Raw genomic sequence first — 20,785 nt, forward strand, 5'->3', positions numbered from 1 at the left:
GGTCGGTCAGGAGGGCTGTCGAGTCCGTCACTGCGTCTGTCACATAGGCAGCCTATTGCGAACCGAGAACCGATGATGGAGAGAATGGACAGGTGAGCACCGCACCCAGCGAACTCGAGAGCCCCGAGGTCGACGAGGCGATCGAGCTGAGCCCACCGTGGGTGACGATCGTCTGGAACGATCCGGTCAACCTGATGGACTACGTCACGTTCGTCTTCCAGACCTATTTCGGCTACTCCAAGGAGAAGGCGGAGAAGTTGATGCTGCAGGTCCACCAGGAGGGCAAGTCGGCCGTGTCGAACGGCAACCGCGAGGCGATGGAACGCGACGTCGAGGCGATGCACACCTACGGCCTGTGGGCCACCTGCGAGAAGTCGTGACGCGGTTCCGCAAGCGCCGCAAGACCGTCGTCGTCAGTTTCGCCGAGCACGAGGCGGACATCCTGGCGAACCTCCTCCGCAACCTGGTCGAGCTCCTGTACGACGGGATGCCGCCGCGCGCGACCGAGTCCTCGGACCCGCTCGCGGCCCTGCTCGACAGCGACGGCCCGACCTCGCCGCCGGAGGACGTCGTACTGCGGCGGCTGCTGCCGGACGCGTACTCGGAGGACGACCAGGCGTCGGCGGAGTTCCGCCGCTTCACCGAGCGCGGCCTGCGCGAGGGCAAGGTCGGCGACGCCAAGCGGGTCCTGTCGGCGCTCGAGGAGTCCGGCGCCGACGAGATCGCCCTCGAACCGGACGAGCAACTCGCCTGGCTCCGCGCAATCAACGACCTCCGCCTGGCCATCGGCACCCGCCTCGACATCAAAGAAGAAGACGACTACGCCACCTGGGAAAAACTCCCCGACGACGACCCTCGCCGGTTGACGTACGACCTGTACGACTGGCTCGGATACCTGCAGTCCGCGCTCTTGCATAACATGCGGTAAGTGACTTACCCCAAGACCGGCCGACTGACCGCCAGCCCTGACTTTCCGGCGCTTGAAGAGCGTGTGCTCGCGTACTGGGAGAAGGATGGGACGTTTCAGGCGTCCATCGAGCAGCGGGCTGCGGGGGATGAGGGCGCTAACGAGTTCGTGTTCTACGACGGGCCGCCGTTTGCCAACGGGTTGCCGCATTACGGGCATCTGCTGACTGGCTACGTCAAGGACGTCGTACCGCGGTACCAGACCATGCGCGGGCGCCGGGTGGAGCGGCGGTTCGGGTGGGACACTCATGGGCTTCCGGCTGAGCTGGAGGCGCAGCGGGTGCTCGGGCTGAAGACGAAGGCGGACATCCTTCAGCTCGGGATCGAGAAGTTCAACGAGGCCTGCCGTACGTCGGTGATGAAGTACACCGGCGAGTGGCGCAGTTACGTCACCCGCCAGGCCCGCTGGGTCGACTTCGACAACGACTACAAGACGCTCAACCGCGACTACATGGAGTCGGTGATCTGGGCGTTCAAGACGCTCTACGACAAGGGCCTGGTGTACGAAGGGCTCCGCGTCCTGCCGTACTGCTGGAACGACGAGACACCACTGTCGAACCACGAGCTGCGGATGGATGACGACGTCTACCAGCAGCGCCAGGACCCGTCCGTCACGGTCGCGGTCGAGCTGGAGACCGGCGAGCGCCTGCTCGCCTGGACGACCACGCCGTGGACCCTGCCGAGCAACCTCGCCATGGCGGTCGGCCCGGAGGTCGATTACGCAGTGGTCGAGGTGGATGGTCGCCCGACGATCCTGGCCGAGGCGCGACTCGCCGCATATGGCTTCACGGACGTCGTACGACGGCTCAAAGGCGCCGAGCTGATCGGGCGTCGCTACACCCCGCTGTTCGACTTCTTCGCCGATGCCGAGGTGTGGGGGACCGGCGAGGCGTTCAAGGTGATCGCGGCCGAGCACGTCACCACCGACGAAGGTACGGGCGTCGTCCACCTGGCTCCCGCGTACGGCGAGGAGGACCAGCTCGCCTGTGAAGCGGTCGGGATCCCGACTCTGCTGACCGTCGACGATGGCGCCCGGTTCACGTCCGTCGTGCCGCCGTACCAGGGAATGCACGTCTTCGAGGCGAACCGGCCGATCATCCGGGATCTGCGGGCGGCCGGCGCTCTGGTGCGCGAGGACAGCTACGTGCACAGCTATCCGCACTGCTGGCGGTGCCGGAATCCGCTGATCTACAAGGCGGTGTCGAGCTGGTTCGTCGAGGTGACCCGGTTCCGGGACCGGATGGTCGAGCTGAACGAGCAGATCACCTGGGTGCCGGAGCACGTGAAGCACGGGCAGTTCGGCAAGTGGCTGTCGAACGCGCGGGACTGGTCGATCAGCCGCAACCGGTTCTGGGGTTCCCCGATCCCGGTCTGGCGTTCGGACGATCCGGCGTATCCGCGGATCGATGTGTACGGGTCGATCGAGGAGTTGGAGCGCGACTTCGGCGTACCGGTGCCCGACCTGCATCGCCCGTACGTCGATCAGTTGACCCGGCCGAATCCGGACGATCCGACCGGCAAGTCGACGATGCGGCGGGTGCCCGACGTACTGGATGTGTGGTTCGACTCGGGGTCGATGAGCTTCGCGCAGGTGCATTACCCGTTCGAGAACACCGAGTGGTTCGAGCACCATTTCCCGGGTGACTTCATCGTCGAGTACATCGGCCAGACCCGCGGCTGGTTCTACACGCTGCACATCCTGTCGACGGCGCTGTTCGACCGGCCGGCGTTCTCGTCGTGCCTGAGCCACGGGATCGTGCTCGGCAGCGACGGGCAGAAGATGAGCAAGTCGCTGCGGAACTACCCGGACGTGTCGGAGGTGTTCGACCGGGACGGCGCGGACGCGATGCGCTGGTTCCTGATGGCGAGCCCGATCCTGCGCGGCGGGAACCTGGTCGTCACCGAGGAAGGCATCCGCGACGGGGTCCGGCAGGTGCTGATCCCGCTGTGGAACGCGTGGTACTTCTTCGCGCTCTACACGAACGCGGCCGGGCGCGAGGCGCGTCGATCGGTCGACTCACCGGACTTGCTCGATCGGTATCTGCTGGCCAAGCTGCGGGTGTTCGTCAATGAGGTGCAGGGGCGGCTGGATCGGTACGAGATCGCGTCGGCGTGCGAGTCGGTCCTGGGCTATGTCGAGGTGCTGACGAACTGGTACATCCGGCGATCGCGGGACCGCTTTTGGGCGGGCTCGGCGGAGGCGATCGACACGCTCTACACCGCGCTCGAGACGGTGGCGCGGACGGTGGCGCCGCTGCTTCCGCTGACGGCGGAGGAGATCTGGCGCGGTCTGACCGGTGGGCGGTCGGTGCATCTGACGGACTGGCCGGTCGTTGAGGACCTGCCGGACGATCCGGAGCTGGTGGCGCGGATGGATCGGGTTCGTGAGGTGTGCTCGGTCGCGTCGTCGATCCGTAAAGCATCCGGTATCCGTGGCCGGCAACCGTTGCAGTCGTTGACGGTGGCAACGGTCGACGCCTCGGGGTTGCGGGCTCTGGTGCCGTTGATCCAGGCCGAGGTCAACGTCCGGGACGTCGTACTCGCGTCGGTCGATGAAGTGGACGCGCCGGTGTCGCAGCGGCTGACGGTGAACGCGCGGGCGGCGGGGCCGCGACTCGGGCGGGACGTCCAGACGGTGATCAAGGCGTCGAAGTCGGGCGACTGGTCTGCTGTGGACGGCCGCGTTATTGCCGGGGGCATCGAGTTGGCCGAGGATGAGTACACGTTGGAGACGACCCTTGCCGAGGGCGGTACGGCGAGTGGGCTGCTGAGCGGCGGCGGGTTCGTCGTACTGGACACCACGATCACGCCTGAGTTGACGGCCGAGGGGACGGCGCGGGACGTGGTCCGCGCCGTGCAGCAGGCACGACGCGATGCCGGCCTGGAGGTGGCCGACCGGATGCGGCTCTCTTTGACCGCCTCTCCGGACGTGCTCGCGGCGGTCGAGGCGCATCGCGACCTGATCATGGACGAGACACTGGCTGTCGGCGTCGCGGTTGCCGAAGGCCCGGAGCTAACCGTGACCATTGAGCGAGCGTCCCACTAGCCGACCGGTTCCAAGGACCTGCGGTCCGTTGTGGCGTCCGTACTTGCCGAGCAGGGTCGGCCTGTTGGTCTGGGGAGTTCTGCTACCGAGGGACTTGGCGAGTGGTGGGAGTCCGCGTGGGGGAGACTGGGCGCCATGGAGACGCGGAGGCTTGGTCGGACTGGGCGGGACGTTGGGGTTGTCGGGCTGGGTGCCTGGCAGCTTGGGGCGGACTGGGGTGAGGTGGACGAGCGCGATGCGCTCGCGGTACTGCATGCCGCCGTCGACGCCGGTGTCACGTTCATCGACACCGCGGATGTGTACGGCGACGGCCGCAGCGAACGGTTGGTGGGTCAGATCCTGAAGGAGACTGTGTCCAACGGATCTGGCGATCTGACCGTGGCGACGAAGATGGGTCGCCGGGTGGAGCAGATCCCGTCGAACTACAACCTCGACGCGTTCCGCGCCTGGAACGACCGATCCCGGGAGAACCTCGGCGTCGACACCATCGACCTGGTCCAGTTGCACTGCCCGCCGACCCCGGTGTACTCGACCGACGCGGTCTTCGACGCGCTCGACGCCCTGGTCGACGAGGGCCGCATCGCGTCGTACGGGGTGTCGGTCGAGACTTGCGCCGAGGCGCTGACCGCGATCGCGCGCCCGAACGTGGCGTCGATCCAGATCATCCTCAACGCCTTCCGGCTGAAGCCGCTCGACGAGGTGCTCCCGGCCGCCCGCGAGGCCGGCGTCGGCATCATCGCCCGCGTCCCCCTCGCCAGCGGTCTGCTGTCCGGCAAGTACGACGAGAACACCACCTTCTCGGCCGACGACCACCGCACGTACAACCGCCACGGCGAGTCCTTCGACGTCGGCGAGACGTTCTCCGGCGTCGACTTCACCACCGGCCTCGAAGCCGTCCGCCGCCTCATCCCCGCGCTCCCCACCGGCGCCAGCATGGCCCAATTCGCCCTCCGCTGGATCCTCGACCAGGCCGGCGTAACCGTCGTCATCCCCGGCGCCCGCAACCCAGCCCAAGTAGCCGCCAACGTCGCCGCCGCCGACCTATCGCCCCTCACCGAAGACCAACTCGCCGCCGTCCAGCAGACCTACGACGACCTGATCCGCCCCCAGATCCACAACCGCTGGTAAGCGCGACCGAAGCCACCGTGCTGCGCCATTCCAGTATGCGGACAGACCTGGCGGTCGTCAGGGGGACGTCGGGCTGGCATCTACGGTTGTGGTGTGTTGGTGATCGAACAGGTGACGTACGACGCGATCGTCGCGCACGCTCGGCGGGATCATCCGGATGAGGCGTGTGGGGTGGTTGCGGGGCCGGAGGGGTCCGATCGGGCGGTGCGGTTCGTGCCGATGCTCAATGCGGCGATGTCGCCGACGTTCTACGAGTTCGACTCGGGGGATCTGCTCCGGTTGTACAAGGAGATGGACGAGCGGGACGAGGAGCCGGTGGTGATCTACCACTCCCACACCGCGACCGAGGCCTATCCGTCCCGCACCGACATCAACCTGGCGCAGGAGCCCGGCGCGCACTACGTGCTGGTGTCGACGCGCGACGGCGCGGACTCACCGTCGTACGACGGGCCGGTCGAGTTCCGCTCGTACCGGATCATCGACGGCGAGGTCGTGGAAGAAGAAGTGCGCGTGGTTGGTTCTTATCAGGAAACAGAAGGAGAGAGCTGAGATATGGCGATCGAGCTGCGCGTGCCGACGATCTTGCGCACGTACACCGGCGGAGCGAAGGCGGTGAACGGGGACGGCACCACGCTGGCCGAGTTCATCGACAACGTGAACGGCGTCCACACCGGACTCAAGGAGCGCATCGTCGAGGGTGAGCCGGAGGAGCTGCGCCGGTTCGTCAACGTCTACGTGAACGACGAGGACGTCCGTTTCACCGGTGGGCTGAAGACCGGCCTGAAGGACGGCGACGTGGTCGTCGTACTGCCTGCCGTCGCCGGCGGCTGACCACAAAAAGGACTGACGATGCGTTTCGACAGCCTGCTGGACTCGGTCGGCGGTACGCCGCTGGTCGGGCTGCCCAAGCTGTCCCCGTCGGCCGACGTACGGCTGTGGGCCAAGCTGGAGGACCGCAACCCGACCGGCTCGATCAAGGACCGGGCCGCGCTCCGGATGCTGCTCGACGCCGAGAAGGACGGCCGGCTGCGGCCCGGTAACACCATCCTCGAGCCGACCTCGGGCAACACCGGTATCTCGCTCGCGATGGCGGCCAAGCTGCGCGGCTACCGGATGGTCTGCGTGATGCCGGAGAACACCTCCGAGGAGCGCCGGCAGATCCTGCGGATGTGGGGTGTCGAGATCATCTCCTCCCCGGCCGCGGGTGGTTCGAACGAGGCCGTCCGGGTGGCCAAGCAGGTCGCGGAGGAGCACCCCGACTGGGTGATGCTCTACCAGTACGGCAACCCGTCGAACGCGGCCGCGCACTACGACGGCACCGCGCGCGAGATCTTCGCCGACCTTCCCTCCGTCACCCACTTCGTCGCCGGCCTCGGCACCACCGGCACGCTGATGGGCGCGGGCCGCTTCTTCCGCGAGCACAAGCCCGAGGTCCGGATCGTCGCGGCCGAACCCCGGTACGGCGAACTTGTCTATGGTCTGCGCAACCTCGACGAAGGCTTCGTGCCGGAGTTGTACGACGCGACCCTCATCGACGCGCGGTTCTCCGTCGGGCCGCGAGACGCGGTCCGCCGGGTCCGCGAACTGCTCGACAACGAAGGCATCTTCGCCGGTATCTCCACCGGCGCGATCCTGCACGCCGCGCTCGGGCAGGCGGCGAAGTGTGTCCGGGAGGGCGAGTCCGCGGACATCGCGTTCGTCGTCGCCGACGGCGGCTGGAAGTACCTGTCGACCGGTGCCTACGAGGGCACCATCGACGAGGCGGAGGACCGCCTCGAAGGCCAATTGTGGGCCTGAATCCCCGTTGTTTTACGTCATCTCCGCCTACGGTTGCTTGAACAGGACCTTGCGTCCGAGTCGTGGGTGGGTGCCACGGCCCTTGCAGCTGTTGCAGGGGCGAGTGGCGTAGCTGAACAGCGAACCCCGGTGCCGTCCCATGCCCTTGCACCGGTTGCACTTGGCATTCGGGTGCAGGGACAGCGAGATGACGTACAGGGCGAAGACCGCCAGGCCGAACACCAGCAGCATCCCGGTGGGACCCAGGGATGCGGCGATGTCTCCGACGGTGCTGTGCGTGTCCGCAGCCTGACCAGCAGCGTTGCTCGGTTGCGGATTCGGAGCGGCGGTGGTGCTCAGCATCACCGCGATGTGATGCGCCAGGTTCATGGCGTCACAGGGGGCGGTTCAAGAAACATCGCTCCAGAGTGGCGCGCGTCACGCGAAAAGGCAACTCCAGAGAGTAAAGATGTGGATAACCCCGGCGTGTCGTTTCGCTGACTTAGGCAAGCCTCCCTTCAACACTGCCCGAAGCCGGACTTGTCCACAGCCGCGTACGGGCGATCGTCGTACGCCGGATAAGCTTCAGCCGTGGCGGATGCACCGGTGGGGATCTTCGATTCGGGGTTCGGGGGGCTCACGGTCGCCCGGGCGGTGCTCGATCAGTTGCCGCACGAGCCGATCCTGTACCTCGGTGACACTGCGCGACAGCCGTACGGGCCCAAGCCGATCGCGGAGGTCCGCGAGTACGCGCTCGAATGCCTCGACCACCTGGTCGAGGCCGGCGTGAAGATGCTCGTGATCGCCTGCAACTCCGCCAGTGCGGCGATGCTGCGGGATGCCCGCGAGCGGTACGACGTACCCGTGGTCGAGGTGATCCTGCCCGCCGCCCGCCGAGCCGTCGCCGCGACGCGGAACCAGCGCGTCGGTGTGATCTGCACCCGCGCGACCGCGGCCTCGCTCGCCTACGAGGACGGGTTCGCCGCCGCGCCGCAGGTCGAGCTGTTCACCCGCGCCTGCCCGAAGTTCGTCGACTTCGTCGAGTCCGGCGTGACGTCCGGTCCCGAACTGCTCGAGGCCGCGCACGAGTACCTAGACCCGCTGGTCGAGGCCGGCGTCGACACGCTGATCCTCGGCTGCACGCACTACCCGTTGCTCACCGGCGTCATCTCGTACGTGATGGGTGACAACGTCACCCTGGTCAGCAGCGCCGAGGAGTGCGCGAAGGACGTGTACGGCGTCCTCACCAAGACCGGGCTGCTCCGGCCGGACGACCTGCCGGCGCCGCAGCACCGGTTCGTCACCACCGGGAACCCGGCCGAGTTCGCCGCCATCGGCTCCCGCTTCCTCGGTCCGGTCATCTCCGGCGTCGACCAGTTCGCCTGGATCCGCTGAGCCATGGTGTTGCGGCCGGCCAACGAACATCGTTGTCATCGGCACCGGGTCCGGACGGAACGTGGGCGAAATCACTGCCAGGCAACCGAATCCGCCGCTCCGTGGCGCCACCGGCATTCCTGCGAAGGCGGCAACCCGCCGGTAATGTTCCAGCTATGAAGCTCACCGTGATCGGTTGCTCCGGGTCGCTCCCCGGGCCGGACTCGGCCGCCTCGAGCTATCTGGTCACGGCCGAGGGGTTCAACCTGATCCTCGACCTCGGCAGTGGCGCGCTCGGCTCGCTCCAGCGGTATCTCGCCGTACCTGAGATCGGCGCGATCGGCCTGTCCCACCTGCATCCTGATCATTGCATGGATCTGTGCGGCCTCTACGTCTCGGCCAAGTACGCACCTGAGTCACCGATCCCGCGGATCCCCGTCTTCGGTCCGCCCGACACGGCGACCAGGATGGCGCTGGCCTACGACCTGCCGCAGGATCCGGGCATGGAGGAGGAGCTGGAGTTCCATACCTGGCAGGAAGTTCAGCAGATCGGGCCGTTCACCGTCCGGACCGCGCCGATGGCGCATCCGGTCCCGGCGTACGCGATCCGCGTTGAGCATGGCAACAAATCGCTCGTCTACACCGGCGACACCGGCCCGAACGAGGCGCTGATCGAACTGGCCCGCGGCGCCGACCTGCTGCTGTCCGAGGCGGCGTTGCAGGACAACGACCCGGACAACCCGCCCGACCTGCACATGACTCCCGCCGACGCCGGCGAACACGCGAAGAAGGCCGGCGTCAAACGCCTCGTCATCACTCACGTGCCGCCGTGGTTCAACCGCGAGACCCAGGCCGAAGGCGCCCGCCGCACCTTCCCCGGCCCGGTCGAGCTCGCCACCTCGAACGCAGTCTTCGACATCTGACCTGCCGCATCAGCGCCGGTACGACGTGATCGTCGTACCGGCGCTTTGTTGTGCGGGCTGGACATTTCGAGATTCTGAGATCTACTCTAATTTGAGAGTTGCTCTCAGAAAGGATTCGTGATGGAGACCGCACCCGACCCGCGCCGGTGGTGGGCGCTGGGAGCCATGTCCGTCAGCCTGATCGTGGTCGGACTGGATCTGACCGTGCTCAACGTGGCGCTGCCGACGTTGGCGACCGAGCTGGACGCGTCGATCAGTCAGCTGCAGTGGTTCGCGAACGCGTACACGCTGGTCCTCGCGGCGCTGCTGCTGCCGGCCGGGTTGTTGGGGGACCGGTTCGGGCAGAAGTGGTTGCTGGTCGGGGCGCTGGTGATGTTCGGGGCGGCGTCGGCGGCGTGTGCGTTCGCGACGTCGCCGGGCCAGTTGATCGCGTTCCGCGCCGGGCTCGGGATCGGGGCGGCGTTCCTGATCCCGTTGTCGATGTCGCTGATCAACGTGCTGTTCGCGCCGGAGGAGCGCGGCCGCGCGATCACGACGTGGGTGATGGCCAACTCGCTCGGCATCCCGCTGGGACCGGTGCTCGGCGGCTGGCTGCTGGACAACTACCGCTGGGGATCGATCTTTCTGATCAACGTGCCGCTGGTGGTGGTCGGTGTAGTGGCCGTGGCGCTGCTTGTTCCGGCGACTCGTGGTCACCGGTCCGGGCGGATCGACGTACTGGGAATCGGGCTGTCGGGGGCGGGGCTGGTGGCGCTCACGTACGGGTTCGTGTCGGCTGGGGAGCGTGGATGGGGTGATCCGTTGACGCTCGGCGGGATCGCGCTCGGCGTGGTGGTGCTGGCCGCGTTCGGCGTGTGGCAGACGCGTGCTGCGGATCCGTTGGTGGACCTGAGTCTGTTCAGGTCGCGCGAGTTCACCTGGGGCACGGTGCTGGCGACCGTCGCGTCGTTTGCGCTGATGGGGTTGCTGTTCGTGTTGCCGCAGCTGTTCCAGGCGGTCCAAGGGGTCGACGCCCTGCAGACGGGGCTGCGGTTGCTGCCGATCATCGGTGGTCTGCTGGTCGGGTCCAAGCTGGCTGAGCGGCTCGTCGTCGCCATGGGCGCTCGCGTGACTGTGGCGGTCGGGTTCGTGCTGATGTTCGGTGGTCTCGCGATGGGCGCCTTCACCGACACAGGCGACAGCTACGGCTACGCGGCGATCTGGGTGAGCGTGGTCGGGCTCAGCATCGGATTCACGCTGCCTCCGGTGATGCAGCTGGCGACCGGGGCGTTGAGCACCGAACGCAGTGGAGCGGGCTCCGGCCTGATCCAGGCGTTGCGCCAGGTCGGCGGCACGATCGGGGTCGCGATCCTCGGCACGGTGCTGAACTCGGCGTACCGGGACAGGCTGGACGTCACCGGCCTGCCGCCCGCGGTCGCCGACGCGGCCCGGGACAGCGCGTCCGGCGCAGTCGCTGTCGCGACGAAGGTCGGCTCGCCGTCGCTCACCGAGTCCGCCCGAAACGCCTTCGTGCACGGCATGAACTCGACGCTGTGGACCTGTTGCGCGGTCGCCGTACTCGGCCTGCTGCTCGCCATCGCCTACCTCCCGCGCCGCTCGGCCGTGTCAGTCGCCGACGGTACGGCGGAAGTTGTCACAATCAAGCCATGACGAAGGAGAAGCCGGTCGGGCTGCGCGAACGGAAGAAGGCGAAGACCCGGGCGGCCATCCAGGAGCACGCACTGCGGCTGTTCCACGAGCAGGGGTATGCCGAGACGACGGTGCAGGAGATCGCGGCCGCGGCCGAGGTGTCGCCGGCGACGTTCTTCCGGTACTTCCCGACCAAGGAGGACACCGTCGTCTTCGACCGGCTCGACCCGGTGATGATCGACCTCTTCCGGGCCCAGCCGCCCGAGCTGAACCCGACCGAGGCCTTGCGGGCGACTCTCCGGGCCAGCCTCGAGACCTTGTCCGAGGACGAGTGGGACCTGGAATCCCAACGCCAGCAGCTCGTCCTCAATGCTCCTGAACTCCGGGCCCGGATGCTCGATCAGCTGTACGCCGGCATCGACCTGCTCGCCGAACTCGCCGCCGAACGCGTCGGCCGATCGTCTGACGATTTCGCCGTACGAGCGTGGGCCGGCGCAGTCATCGGCGTGGTGATGGCGACGTACGAGATCAGCGGGGAGGCCCGGATGCCGGACTACCTCCGGACCATTGACCAAGCCTTCGCCCACCTCGCCGCCGGCCTGCCGCTGTCTTAGAAGAACCCGCGGAGGCTCTCCGCGACGACTTGGGTTGACACCACATCGCAGCGGTCGATACTCGAAGAAGGTGGGGAGGGGGAGCTATGCCGATTCCGGAGCTGGAGGAACTCAAGGAGCGGGTCCAGCGCATGCGGGACCAACTGGAGACGGTGACGGACGACGAGTGGCGGGCCTACGTCAAAGTCCGCGACATCCTCGCGTTCGACCCGAGGTTCCGGTCCGGTGGTCCGCTGCCGGGCGTGGTGCGCTGCGCGATGATGGGCATCTTCGAGACTTCCGAGGGGCAGGGGACCCTCGGCGAGTACGACGCCGGCGCCATACAGCGGTTCGCAAACCTTGGCGAATGAACTCCCCAGCAAAGCGAGGGGTTGTTCTCATCGGGCGCGCGGATGCGCTGGCCGGCCCTGTACTACGAGTGCCGTACCCGCGGGAGCGTGACGAACTGCCGGCGGTGATGGCCGGTGCGGATCTCGTCGTTGCGGTCGATGACGGTGGGCTTCCGGTCGTCCATTCGTGGGTCAACACGGTCGGGCTGCGATTAGGTGTGCCGACGCTGCACGTCGCGCTGCGTGGCTCGAGGGCAACCATCGGTCCGCTGGTGATCCCCGGCGAGAGCCCGTGCTACCTCTGCTGGCGGATGCGCGCGCTGGCCTGCGAACAGGACTTCGCTACGGCGATGGCCCTCGAGGAGAATCTCGTTGCCCACCGGGAGGCCGCGGAGCAACCGCTGCTGCCGGCCCTGCTGCCGATGGTGACCGACGCAATGACCGACGTACGGCGGTTGTCCAGTGGTGTGCTGACTCTCGACGCGGTGAGCGGCGCCGAGGAGCTGCATCCGGTTGTGCCACGCCCCGACTGCCCAGCGTGCGCAAAGCACCGCCGGCCGGTCGGACCTCAAGACTTCCACCAAGCGGTCGATCGACTCTGCGGCGTCGTCCGCGTGCTGGAGGTGATACCGAAAGACGTCGACGAGCCCGAGCGGCCGTACATCGTCCGCGCCGAGCTGGCGAACTCCCACTTCCGCACAGCCACCAACCCCTTCGTGTCCTGCTCGGGCAAGGGCTGGACGCTGACCGAGGCACGCGACAGCGCGCTCGGCGAGGCCCTTGAGCGCTACGCCGCGATGACCTGGCAACCCGAGCGCAAGATCACTTCGACGTACGACGGACTGGACCGGCCCGGGCTGCATCCGCAACAGCTCGTGCTGTTCGCCGACCATCAGTACGACGAGCTGCCGTTTCAGCCGTGGCGGCCGGAAACCGAGCTCGAATGGGTGCCCGCAGAGTCGTTGGTGACGGGAGAGGAGGTCTGGATCCCCTTGCTGGCAACGCATTTGGGCTACCGGCCGCCGGTCCCGTTGTTCCCCGCCACCTCGAACGGGTTCGCGGCCGGCCAGGGCAAGGCCGGCGCGACGCTGCGAGCGTTGCTCGAGGTGATCGAGCGGGACGCTTTCATGATCGCCTGGTCGCATCAGCTGCCCGGCCGACGCGTGGCGGCCGCCGACGTCCCGGAAGAACAGGTACGCGCGATCGCCGCGACCCATGCACGGCGTGGCGTCGAGCTGATGGTGCATCTGCTCCCGACAGACACCGCAGCGTCCGTCGCCCTCGCCGTTGCATGGTCCTCCCGGGCACCGGCCGCCGTGATCGGGGTCGCCGCCGCGCTGGACCCGGTTGCTGCCGCGAGGGCCGCCGTACTGGAGGCAGCGCAGGTGCGCCCGCTGCTGCGCAGCCGACTCCGGTTCCCCGCTGTCCGGGCGCGGATGGCCGAGCTGGCAGCCTCGCCGTCCAAGGTTGCGACGCTTGACGACCACGATTTGCTGTACGCCGACCCGTCCGCCGCCGGACTGCAATTCCTCCGCGAGTGTCCGCGCGAGCCGTGGCCGACAAAACTTGCTGATGGCAACCTTCAGTCGCTGGTCCGATCAGTCGCCGAGGTGGCGCCGGACGTACTCGCGGTGGATGTCACGCCGCCGGATGTCGCCGGTGTGGGGGTCCAGGTGGTGCGCGCTGTGGTGCCAGGGTTCGTGCCGATCTGGTTCGGTGCGAGTCAGGCGAGGCTCGGCGGATCCCGCTTGCTGGAGATGCCGGCCCGGATCGGGCTGCGATCGCGGCCCGCGCGGCTGGACGAGCTCAATCTCGTGCCGCACCCACTCGCGTAAGGAACAGCCCGATGACCACCGATCATCCGTTGGCCTGGACCTACCATCGAGGCACCGCTCGGTCGTTGACCCCTGAGGTGGTCTCGACGCCGCAGCCAGGGCGGGAGGACCCGACTGCACCGTGGATCCCTTTGCCGCCGGGGGTACGGCTCGACAGGCCATTGGCCGAATTGGTCAGCGACCGTGTGTCGTGCCGCGCGTTCGGCGACCGGCCGATCAGCTTCCCGGAGCTCGCCACGCTGCTAAGGATCGCGTACGGCGCCACCGGCGTGACCGACGACGGCCCGCTCTACGTGGTCGACCGAGCGGTGCCGTCCGCCGGAGGGCTGTACCCACTCGAACTCAGCCTCCTTGTGCGCTCAGTCGACGATCTGCCCGCCGGGATCTACCACTACGTGCCACTCGCAGACGGCCTTGAGTTGGTCTGCAAGGGCGTCGTACCGGCGTCGCAAGTCACGTACCTGTTCCTGGACCAGCCATGGGCGGCCGAGGCAGCCGTCGTACTGGTGCTGTCCGCCGTTTGTGCGCGCAGCCTGGTCAAGTACGGCGACCGCGGCTACCGCTACCTGTTGCTGGAAGCGGGGCACGTGGCGCAGAACCTTGTCCTGGCGGCGACCGGGCTCGACCTGGGAGCCGTCAATCTCGGTGGCTTCCTCGATGACGAATTGTCGGGGTTGCTGCAGCTCGACAGCGAGTCCGAGATCGTTCTGTACGGCGTGGCAGTCGGCCGACCGGCGTCCGCCGACCGCACCGCCCGCCGCGCGCTCGGCCGGTTAGTTCCTCGGGGTTTGTCCGAGTCTGACGGCGAGGGCAGCCACCTCGCGACGTGACGACGTCCCGGTTTTGTGCAGCAGGTTTGACACGTGCACGCTGACCGTCTTCTCGCTGATGAAGAGCGCCTTGGCGATCTCGGCGTACGTCCGGCCGGCCACGAGGTAGGACAGCACCTCCTGCTCGCGCTTCGTCAGCGAACGCAGCGGCCCCGGGGTCTCCGGTGGCGACGGTTGGGTCGGCTCCTGGAGCGGAATGGCGCAGAGAGCGGCGAACGCCTCGACCTGCTGCCGCAAGGGATTCGCGCCGGCCTGGACCGCGAACCGATGCGCGGACCTCAGCGGTACGGCGACAACGGCTCGTGAGCTGCCCTCGTCGAGCAACGCCTGGGCCCACCGGAGGGAGGCGACCGCTTCATCCCACAGCAGTCCCGCCGTGTCACATCGCCGTACGGCGTCCTCCCACTGCGCGGAGGTGGGCGACTGAGCTTTGTACCGCGCGGTCTCCGCCGTGAACAGCGCCTGCATCGCCGGTTGGATCAGGTCGTCGGGCCCGCCGAGCTCGAAGGGCTGCGGCTGCATCCGCCGGCGCGCTGACAGAAGTTCGTCGTACGCCGCGTGGATCGATCCGACGGCTTCACGGCGGTCCCGGGCGGCCTCCATCAGATCGGCTGCGACGCGTGCTCCCCAGACGAGCAGCTCATCGGCGTCGCGAGTATCGACGTACTGCGTGCCGATCGTTCGCGACAGCATGTCGAGGGCCTGCTCGGGGCGGCCGGTGGCGATCAGGTACTCGGCCAGGACAGGCTGCGCGAAGAGGCCCGTTCGGTTCTCGAGTCCCGGCATCAGCTCCTCGGCGCGCTGCACGTGCAGGCCCGCGACGTCCGCGTTTCCCTGCCGCACCGACAACGAGGCCGCGCTCAGCCGGGCCATGGCGCCGGCGTTCGGGAGACCGGCCAGGGACAGGCCTTCGCGGATGACCTCGGCGCTTTCCGGCAAGCGTCCGAACATCAGGAGGTGATGGGACAGCAGGCCGGCGGCGAAGACCGCGACCGACAGTGCTCCTTCGTCGAGGGCGAAGGCGAGAAATCGTTTGATCGGCTCGATGCATTCCAGCAGTCGGCCACGACGGGTCAGGTAGTTGTGGCGGATCACCAGCATCCGCCAGATGAGTTCCGGATCGCCGGTGAGCTCGGCGAATCGCAGGCCGGTGGCGGTGTCGGTGTCGGAGCGCTCGCCGTGAATGTCGGCGTTCCCGCGGACGGCGTACGCCAGACTGAGCGCCACGTTGGATCCCGACCGATGAGCCGCCTGCACCGCCTCCTCGGCGTACTTCCCGGACAGCTCGAGTTCGTTGTTCCACCACTGACACCAGCTGAGGAACGCCAGTGCGTCGGCGTACTCCTCGCTGTCCGGAAACGCCCGGCTCAGCTCGACCGCGTGCTCGGCCTCGGCGATCGGTCGCCCGCTGGTTCGGCCGGTCGCAAAGGCAGAGTCCGCCCATCGCCGCAGCAGCCGGCAGGCCCGCAGGGGATCGGTACGCTCGTCGACGAGTTCGAGCGCGCGGCTCCACGCCTGGAAGCTGGCCTCGCCGTCGCCGACCAGGGCGTTGGATCGCGCGACCCGCTCCAGCAGGCCGACCTCCTCGGCGTCACTGCCGTGGACTATCGGCCACAAGCGTGCCGCGCGGCGGAGATGAACGGCCTCCTCGCGCCGGGCCTTGATCCCGCTCGCGAGATCAGCTGCTCGCAGCGACGCCTCGAGACAGGATTCGAGGTCACGCGCGGCCTCGTAATGCAGCGCAAGGTCGCCTTGCCGCTGGACCTCGTCGAGGCCCGTCGCCGGGCGCGACGCGAGCGCCTTGGCCCACGCGGCATGCACTGTTTCCGCCTCGCCGGGGACGAAGGTCGCGTACAGAACCTCGGCGACCAACGGGTGCCGGAACCAGCACAAGTCCGCACCCTGCGCCACGCTCATCCCTGTGTTCACCGCCTCGGCCAGCGCACGCGTCACCGCATCAGGACCGATCCCGGCCGATGCGGCGACCTCCCGCAGATCGTCGATCGACGACGGCCGACCCGCGACCGCCAGCAGCCGCATGACCTCACGCCCCGGCGCCGACAGCCGGTGCCAGGCCGCGAGCAAGGCTCCCGACAGCTCGGCCGGCAAATCAGCGGGCAGTTCGTCGGCGGTCACGCTCACTCCCTCGAGGAGCAGTTCACTGAGATAGGGATTGCCGTCGGACCGCCGTACGACGGCATCCACGAGCCCGCGGCGAGGACGATCACCCAGCAGCATCGCGACCTGTTGCTCGGTCTCGTCCCAGCTCAGCCGGTCCAGCCGTACGTCGGTCACCGACGGGAGCCGGCGCAGATCCGCCAGCCAGCTGTGCATCGGGTGACCGGTGCCGAGTTCCTCATCGCGATACGTCGCCAGAATCGCCAGCCGCTGGCTGCGGAACCCGGCGACCAGATAGGCGAGCGCGTCGCGGGAGGCCGGATCGGCCCACTGCACGTCGTCGACGACCAGAATCGTCGGCCGCTGCCTGGCGATCGCCATCACCAAGCCGTCGACGACTGACAGGAGCCGGACCTCATGGTGACCGCCTAGCGCCGGCAACAGCTGACCCGCGGCGGGAACGGCGTCGAGTACCTCGGTCAGTTCATGGGGCTCGGCCGACTCGACCCAGCCCTCCAACGCGTTGACCAGCGGACCGTACGGCGAATCGACCGCGCCGAAGCGGACACACCGACCCCACAAGACGGTGGCTTTCACGGCGTCGTCACAGACGGCTCTGACCAGACGGGTCTTGCCCACGCCGGCCTCGCCGTGCACGAAGACCGCACATGGTTGTCCTTCGGCGGCTCCCCGGATCGCCGCTCCCAGGATTCCCCGTTCCTCGACGCGACCGGCGATACCGGGTGAGCGGGTGGCTGGTCCCCCTCCCACATCACCCAGTCTGCACCCGCTGTCCGGCGCACGGCAGCACGCCGGGCAGCGGGCACCCCCTCCTGACTAGCCGGCCAGCCGGTGGTGGCGGCGGAACAGCCACATCGCACCGAAGGCGACTCCGGCACCACCGAGGGCGGAGGCACCAGCCTGCAGCACAGTCGCAGCGGTGTCGTCCGACGAGCTCGCCACCGAGGCAGACGGCGCCGGGGCCACACGAGCCACTTCGTACTTAGGGTCGTAGTTCGGGTAGTTGTACTCCGGGGTCGCAGTACCGGACCCTGGGTAGCCGGAGCCTTCGTCCGGCCAATTGGGCGGATCCACCAGCACGACCCCCGACGATCCTGCCGGGTCCTTCGGACCGGCCGATGCCTCAGTCGCGCTGACGGCGACGGCACCCATCGCGACTGCGGACAGTGCGAGAGCTGACCACTTGCGGTTCATGATTCCTCCAGTGAGACCTGCGGCCGAATCGCCGCTTGCTCTCACCGTCAGCCCTCACCCCACCCACCCACATCGCAACCAACCCCTCAGAACCCCCGCAAAACCCCTCAGATCATGATCACGCTTCCGTTTGCGCCCAGGCCGGACGGTAGGTTCAGAGCGAGTTCAGGTAGGCCGTGCCGCGCGGGGTTAGTTCGTAGCCGACCTCGAGGCTGTAGGTGAGGCCCAGGTTTTTCAGTTTGCGGACGTCCAGTTTGAAGGGGGCGGTTTCGCGGCCTAGGGCGGCGGCCAGGTCGGCGGCTCGGGTGGCGGGTTTGGATTGGATCAGGCGGAGGGTGTCGGTGGTCCAGGGGCCCTGGTTGCTGAACTCGTCGAACTTCGCCAGCCGGGCCTTGAGGTCCTCGAGGTCGGCGGGTGACAAGGTCGACTGGGCGGCGAGTTCGTCGCGGGGGTCGGGGCCTTCGACCAGGTGGAACTTGACCAGGAAGGTCGGCCACTCCTCGGTGCCGCGCAGGCGGCGGCGGACGTCCTTGGCGTTGCGGCGGTCCGCGGCGGCGACGTCGGCGTCGCTGTCGGCGATCAGGTCCGGGTTGACCTCCCGGACGCTGTCGATCTCGATCCGGCCGGCGTTGGTGCGGTAGATCCGCCCCTCGACCACCCGGGCCTCGGCCCAGCGCCGGTACGCCGCGGTGATGCGGCCCTCGGCGACGCCGTCGCGATCCGATCCGGCGAACAACATGGTCTAGCCTCCCAGCGCCTTCGCGACGATCGGGGCCAGCGCGCGCAACGCCTTGCCCCGGTGACTGATCGCGTCCTTCTCTTCGATCGACAGTTCCGCCGTGGTCCGGTCGTACCCGTCGGCCTGGAACAGTACGTCGTACCCGAAACCGCCGGAGCCGCGGAGCTCGCGGATGACCGAGCCGCGCATCTCGCCGAGGACGAGCTCGTCCTCCCCGTCCGGGCGGACGAACGCGACGGCTGCGACGAACGAGGCGCCGCGCCGCTCGTCCGGCACGTCCTCCAACTGCCCGAGCAGCAGCAGGTTGTTCGCGTGGTTGTCCTTCGCCGGCCCGGCCCAGCGCGCGGACAGTACGCCGGGCATCCCGTTCAGCGCGTCGACGCAAATGCCGCTGTCGTCCGCGATCGACGGCAACCCGGTCGACGCCAGCGCCGCGTGCGCCTTCAGCAACGCGTTGCCCTCGAACGTCGCTTCCGTCTCGGCCGGTTCCTGGTACGGCGGTACGTCGCCGAGCCCGAGCACCTCGATCCCAGGGACGATCGGGGTCAGGATCCGGCGCAGCTCCTCGAGCTTCTTCTGGTTGTTCGAGGCAAGCAACACCTTGCTCACGACAACGCCTCCTGCTGAAGCTTGGTCAGCTCCAGGCATCCCGCCGTACCGAGCTCCAAGAGGCTGTCCAGCTCGGCGCGGTCGAACGGCGCGCCCTCGGCGGTGCCCTGCACCTCGATGAACTTGCCCTCGCCGGTGATCACCAGGTTCATGTCGGTCTCGGCCCGGACGTCCTCCTCGTAGCAGAGGTCGAGCATCGGGGTGCCGTCGATGATGCCGACCGAGACCGCGGACACCGAGCCGGTCAGTGGCTCGCTCTTCAGCAGCTTGCGGTCGCGCAGCCAGCTCACGGCGTCGGCGAGGGCGACGTACGCGCCGGTGATCGCGGCGGTCCGGGTGCCGCCGTCGGCCTGGAGGACGTCGCAGTCCAGCAGGATGGTGTTCTCGCCGAGCGCCTTGTAGTCGATCACGGCCCGCAGCGAACGCCCGATCAGCCGGGAGATCTCGTGCGTCCGGCCGCCGATCCGGCCCTTCACCGATTCGCGGTCGGAGCGGGTGTTGGTCGATCGCGGCAGCATCGCGTACTCCGCGCTGACCCAGCCGAGCCCGGAGCCCTTCCGCCACCGCGGCACGCCCTCGGTCACACTCGCCGCACACAGCACCCGGGTCCGGCCGAACTCGACCAGCACCGACCCTTCGGCGTGGTCGAGCCACTGCCGCGTCAAGGTCACCGGCCGAAGCTGATCCGCACTACGTCCATCGATACGAGCCATGCCTCAGACCCTATGCCTCGACGCGCTGCACCTCCGCATTGGTCGCCGGGCGAAGCTGGCTCACGGCCATCCGGGCTGCCCACGGAGTCAGGTCGCCGGCCCGTCGCCCGAGCCACGGCACGCCTTCGCGGACCAGCCACACCGTGTCCGCCCACTTGCTCGGCGGCTTGGACGCGCAGTCCAGTTCAGGCGGTACGGCGATCCGCAGCCCGCGCCGAGCCAACTCGTCGGCGAACGAGCGCGCCAGCCGACGATGCCCGCGCTCACCCGGATGCAGCCGGTCGATACTCCAGAAGTCCCGCCGGTAGACCTCTGGGTAGTCGGCCATGTCCAGCCGGATCCCGCCGTACCTCGCGTGCAGATCGTCGTACGCGAGGTTGACCTGTTCGATGCGCTGCCACAGCGGCCGGCGCAGCCAGGACGGCAGGCCGAAGACCTGACCGTGATCGTGGAAGCGGACGGTGAGCAGCAGGGCGCCGCGGGCGGTCAGTTCCTCGGCGCACAGCTGCAGGCAGTCGCGGATCCGGCCGGCGTCGAACGTGGAGCGCAGGGTGTCGTTGACACCGACGATCAGCGAGGCGATGTCGATCGGACCGGAGCCGGTCTCGGGCAGTTGCTCGGTCGCGACCATCGGCGCCGTCGCACCGCTGGTCGCGAAGTTGGAGAACGTCACACGGTGGGAGCTGGCCAGGGCATCGGCGAGCAGCGAGGCCCAGCCTCGCCACCCTTCGCCCGGGCGCGCGCCGGCACCGGAGAGGTCGGTCGTACTGCTGCCATTCATCGGGTCCCCGACACCCACGGTGGTCGAGTCCCCCAGTGCCACATAGTGGAGGCTCACATTCCGCCATGGTGACCGGACCGGTCGAGCCGCCGGTGTTGCCTGGGTGACCACTCGGTCAACACCGGACGATCACTAGGTGCCACCGGCGCTCGATCCCACC

Annotated in this window: 21 protein-coding genes; 14 read left to right on the forward strand and 7 right to left on the reverse strand. The window is 68.2% G+C overall.

From position 1 onward, the window contains the following. Positions 1-92 precede the first annotated feature (92 nt). From clpS to EV646_RS19890, 7 genes are all read left to right on the forward strand, one after another. The gene (gene clpS / locus EV646_RS19860) at positions 93-380 is read left to right on the forward strand and encodes an ATP-dependent Clp protease adapter ClpS (protein WP_132150606.1); all 288 of its coding nucleotides are present in this window, start codon (positions 93-95) and stop codon (positions 378-380) included. Continuing rightward, positions 377-928: a DUF2017 domain-containing protein gene (locus EV646_RS19865; RefSeq protein ID WP_132150608.1), complete on the forward strand. Its 552-nt coding sequence runs from the start codon at positions 377-379 to the stop codon at positions 926-928. Before clpS ends, EV646_RS19865 begins: the two co-directional genes overlap by 4 nt. After that, positions 929-4,012 (forward strand): isoleucine--tRNA ligase, encoded by a 3,084-nt coding sequence (gene ileS / locus EV646_RS19870; protein WP_132150610.1) that lies wholly within the window; start codon positions 929-931, stop codon positions 4,010-4,012. A 135-nt stretch (positions 4,013-4,147) separates the two neighbouring features. Further along, positions 4,148-5,140, forward strand: coding sequence for an aldo/keto reductase (locus tag EV646_RS19875; protein ID WP_132150612.1), 993 nt, complete (start codon positions 4,148-4,150; stop codon positions 5,138-5,140). 93 nt (positions 5,141-5,233) lie between these two features. After that, positions 5,234-5,689, forward strand: coding sequence for a M67 family metallopeptidase (locus EV646_RS19880; protein ID WP_132150614.1), 456 nt, complete (start codon positions 5,234-5,236; stop codon positions 5,687-5,689). Positions 5,690-5,692: 3 nt separating this feature from the next. After that, the gene (locus EV646_RS19885; RefSeq protein ID WP_132150616.1) at positions 5,693-5,971 is read left to right on the forward strand and encodes a MoaD/ThiS family protein; all 279 of its coding nucleotides are present in this window, start codon (positions 5,693-5,695) and stop codon (positions 5,969-5,971) included. Positions 5,972-5,989: 18 nt separating this feature from the next. Next, on the forward strand, positions 5,990-6,937 hold the full coding sequence (locus tag EV646_RS19890; RefSeq protein WP_132150618.1) for a PLP-dependent cysteine synthase family protein: 948 nt from the start codon (positions 5,990-5,992) through the stop codon (positions 6,935-6,937). Positions 6,938-6,964: 27 nt separating this feature from the next. On the opposite strand, the gene EV646_RS19895 is transcribed toward EV646_RS19890, so the two are convergent. Then, the gene (locus EV646_RS19895) at positions 6,965-7,306 is read right to left on the reverse strand and encodes a hypothetical protein (protein ID WP_132150620.1); all 342 of its coding nucleotides are present in this window, start codon (positions 7,304-7,306) and stop codon (positions 6,965-6,967) included. Between the two features lie 201 nt (positions 7,307-7,507). Between EV646_RS19895 and murI the strand changes: the two genes are divergently transcribed. The 7 genes from murI (at position 7,508) to EV646_RS19930 (ending at position 14,450) form a co-directional block, all read left to right on the forward strand. Then, a complete protein-coding gene (murI, locus tag EV646_RS19900; RefSeq protein WP_132150622.1) occupies positions 7,508-8,311 on the forward strand; it encodes a glutamate racemase in 804 nt (267 codons plus the stop codon). A gap of 155 nt (positions 8,312-8,466) precedes the next feature. Continuing rightward, positions 8,467-9,213, forward strand: coding sequence for an MBL fold metallo-hydrolase (locus tag EV646_RS19905; RefSeq protein WP_132150624.1), 747 nt, complete (start codon positions 8,467-8,469; stop codon positions 9,211-9,213). Between the two features lie 120 nt (positions 9,214-9,333). Next, on the forward strand, positions 9,334-10,863 hold the full coding sequence (locus EV646_RS19910; RefSeq protein ID WP_199237069.1) for a DHA2 family efflux MFS transporter permease subunit: 1,530 nt from the start codon (positions 9,334-9,336) through the stop codon (positions 10,861-10,863). Further along, positions 10,860-11,456 (forward strand): acyl-CoA-like ligand-binding transcription factor, encoded by a 597-nt coding sequence (locus tag EV646_RS19915; protein ID WP_132150626.1) that lies wholly within the window; start codon positions 10,860-10,862, stop codon positions 11,454-11,456. Before EV646_RS19910 ends, EV646_RS19915 begins: the two co-directional genes overlap by 4 nt. Positions 11,457-11,542: 86 nt before the next feature. After that, a complete protein-coding gene (locus tag EV646_RS19920; RefSeq protein ID WP_132150628.1) occupies positions 11,543-11,806 on the forward strand; it encodes a hypothetical protein in 264 nt (87 codons plus the stop codon). Then, positions 11,803-13,620 (forward strand): TOMM precursor leader peptide-binding protein, encoded by a 1,818-nt coding sequence (locus EV646_RS19925; RefSeq protein ID WP_132150630.1) that lies wholly within the window; start codon positions 11,803-11,805, stop codon positions 13,618-13,620. The genes EV646_RS19920 and EV646_RS19925 overlap by 4 nt, the downstream gene beginning before the upstream one ends. 11 nt (positions 13,621-13,631) lie before the next feature. Beyond that, positions 13,632-14,450 carry a SagB/ThcOx family dehydrogenase gene (locus EV646_RS19930; protein ID WP_132150632.1) on the forward strand — a complete coding sequence of 273 codons (819 nt, stop codon included), beginning with the start codon at positions 13,632-13,634 and terminating at the stop codon, positions 14,448-14,450. On the opposite strand, the gene EV646_RS40650 is transcribed toward EV646_RS19930, so the two are convergent. The 6 genes from EV646_RS40650 to EV646_RS19960 all read right to left on the reverse strand — a co-directional run bounded on the left by EV646_RS40650 (position 14,394) and on the right by EV646_RS19960 (position 20,682). Beyond that, positions 14,394-17,339, reverse strand: coding sequence for a helix-turn-helix transcriptional regulator (locus EV646_RS40650; protein WP_132150634.1), 2,946 nt, complete (start codon positions 17,337-17,339; stop codon positions 14,394-14,396). The genes EV646_RS19930 and EV646_RS40650 overlap by 57 nt on opposite strands. A gap of 66 nt (positions 17,340-17,405) precedes the next feature. Beyond that, the gene (locus EV646_RS19940) at positions 17,406-17,783 is read right to left on the reverse strand and encodes a hypothetical protein (RefSeq protein WP_132150636.1); all 378 of its coding nucleotides are present in this window, start codon (positions 17,781-17,783) and stop codon (positions 17,406-17,408) included. A gap of 154 nt (positions 17,784-17,937) precedes the next feature. After that, on the reverse strand, positions 17,938-18,522 hold the full coding sequence (locus EV646_RS19945; protein ID WP_132150638.1) for a hypothetical protein: 585 nt from the start codon (positions 18,520-18,522) through the stop codon (positions 17,938-17,940). A 3-nt stretch (positions 18,523-18,525) separates the two neighbouring features. After that, positions 18,526-19,131, reverse strand: a complete 606-nt coding sequence (gene rdgB, locus EV646_RS19950) for an RdgB/HAM1 family non-canonical purine NTP pyrophosphatase (protein WP_132150640.1) — start codon at positions 19,129-19,131, stop codon at positions 18,526-18,528. Further along, positions 19,128-19,844 (reverse strand): ribonuclease PH, encoded by a 717-nt coding sequence (rph, locus tag EV646_RS19955; RefSeq protein ID WP_132150642.1) that lies wholly within the window; start codon positions 19,842-19,844, stop codon positions 19,128-19,130. The genes rdgB and rph overlap by 4 nt, the downstream gene beginning before the upstream one ends. A gap of 10 nt (positions 19,845-19,854) precedes the next feature. Further along, on the reverse strand, positions 19,855-20,682 hold the full coding sequence (locus tag EV646_RS19960) for an SGNH/GDSL hydrolase family protein (RefSeq protein ID WP_132150644.1): 828 nt from the start codon (positions 20,680-20,682) through the stop codon (positions 19,855-19,857). Positions 20,683-20,785: the final 103 nt, after the last annotated feature.

Origin of the sequence: Kribbella antiqua, from assembly GCF_004345665.1 — a bacterium.
Lineage (GTDB): Bacteria > Actinomycetota > Actinomycetes > Propionibacteriales > Kribbellaceae > Kribbella > Kribbella antiqua.

Coding starts and splice junctions, on each gene's coding strand:
- EV646_RS19875 (WP_132150612.1), top strand. CDS start 4,148: ATGGAGACGCGGAGGCTTGGTCGGACTGGGCGGGACGTTGGGGTTGTC.
- EV646_RS19885 (WP_132150616.1), top strand. CDS start 5,693: ATGGCGATCGAGCTGCGCGTGCCGACGATCTTGCGCACGTACACCGGC.
- EV646_RS19890 (WP_132150618.1), top strand. CDS start 5,990: ATGCGTTTCGACAGCCTGCTGGACTCGGTCGGCGGTACGCCGCTGGTC.
- EV646_RS19895 (WP_132150620.1), bottom strand. CDS start 7,306: ATGAACCTGGCGCATCACATCGCGGTGATGCTGAGCACCACCGCCGCT.
- EV646_RS19905 (WP_132150624.1), top strand. CDS start 8,467: ATGAAGCTCACCGTGATCGGTTGCTCCGGGTCGCTCCCCGGGCCGGAC.
- EV646_RS19910 (WP_199237069.1), top strand. CDS start 9,334: ATGGAGACCGCACCCGACCCGCGCCGGTGGTGGGCGCTGGGAGCCATG.
- EV646_RS19915 (WP_132150626.1), top strand. CDS start 10,860: ATGACGAAGGAGAAGCCGGTCGGGCTGCGCGAACGGAAGAAGGCGAAG.
- EV646_RS19920 (WP_132150628.1), top strand. CDS start 11,543: ATGCCGATTCCGGAGCTGGAGGAACTCAAGGAGCGGGTCCAGCGCATG.
- EV646_RS19925 (WP_132150630.1), top strand. CDS start 11,803: ATGAACTCCCCAGCAAAGCGAGGGGTTGTTCTCATCGGGCGCGCGGAT.
- EV646_RS19930 (WP_132150632.1), top strand. CDS start 13,632: ATGACCACCGATCATCCGTTGGCCTGGACCTACCATCGAGGCACCGCT.
- EV646_RS19940 (WP_132150636.1), bottom strand. CDS start 17,783: ATGAACCGCAAGTGGTCAGCTCTCGCACTGTCCGCAGTCGCGATGGGT.
- EV646_RS19945 (WP_132150638.1), bottom strand. CDS start 18,522: ATGTTGTTCGCCGGATCGGATCGCGACGGCGTCGCCGAGGGCCGCATC.
- rph (WP_132150642.1), bottom strand. CDS start 19,844: ATGGCTCGTATCGATGGACGTAGTGCGGATCAGCTTCGGCCGGTGACC.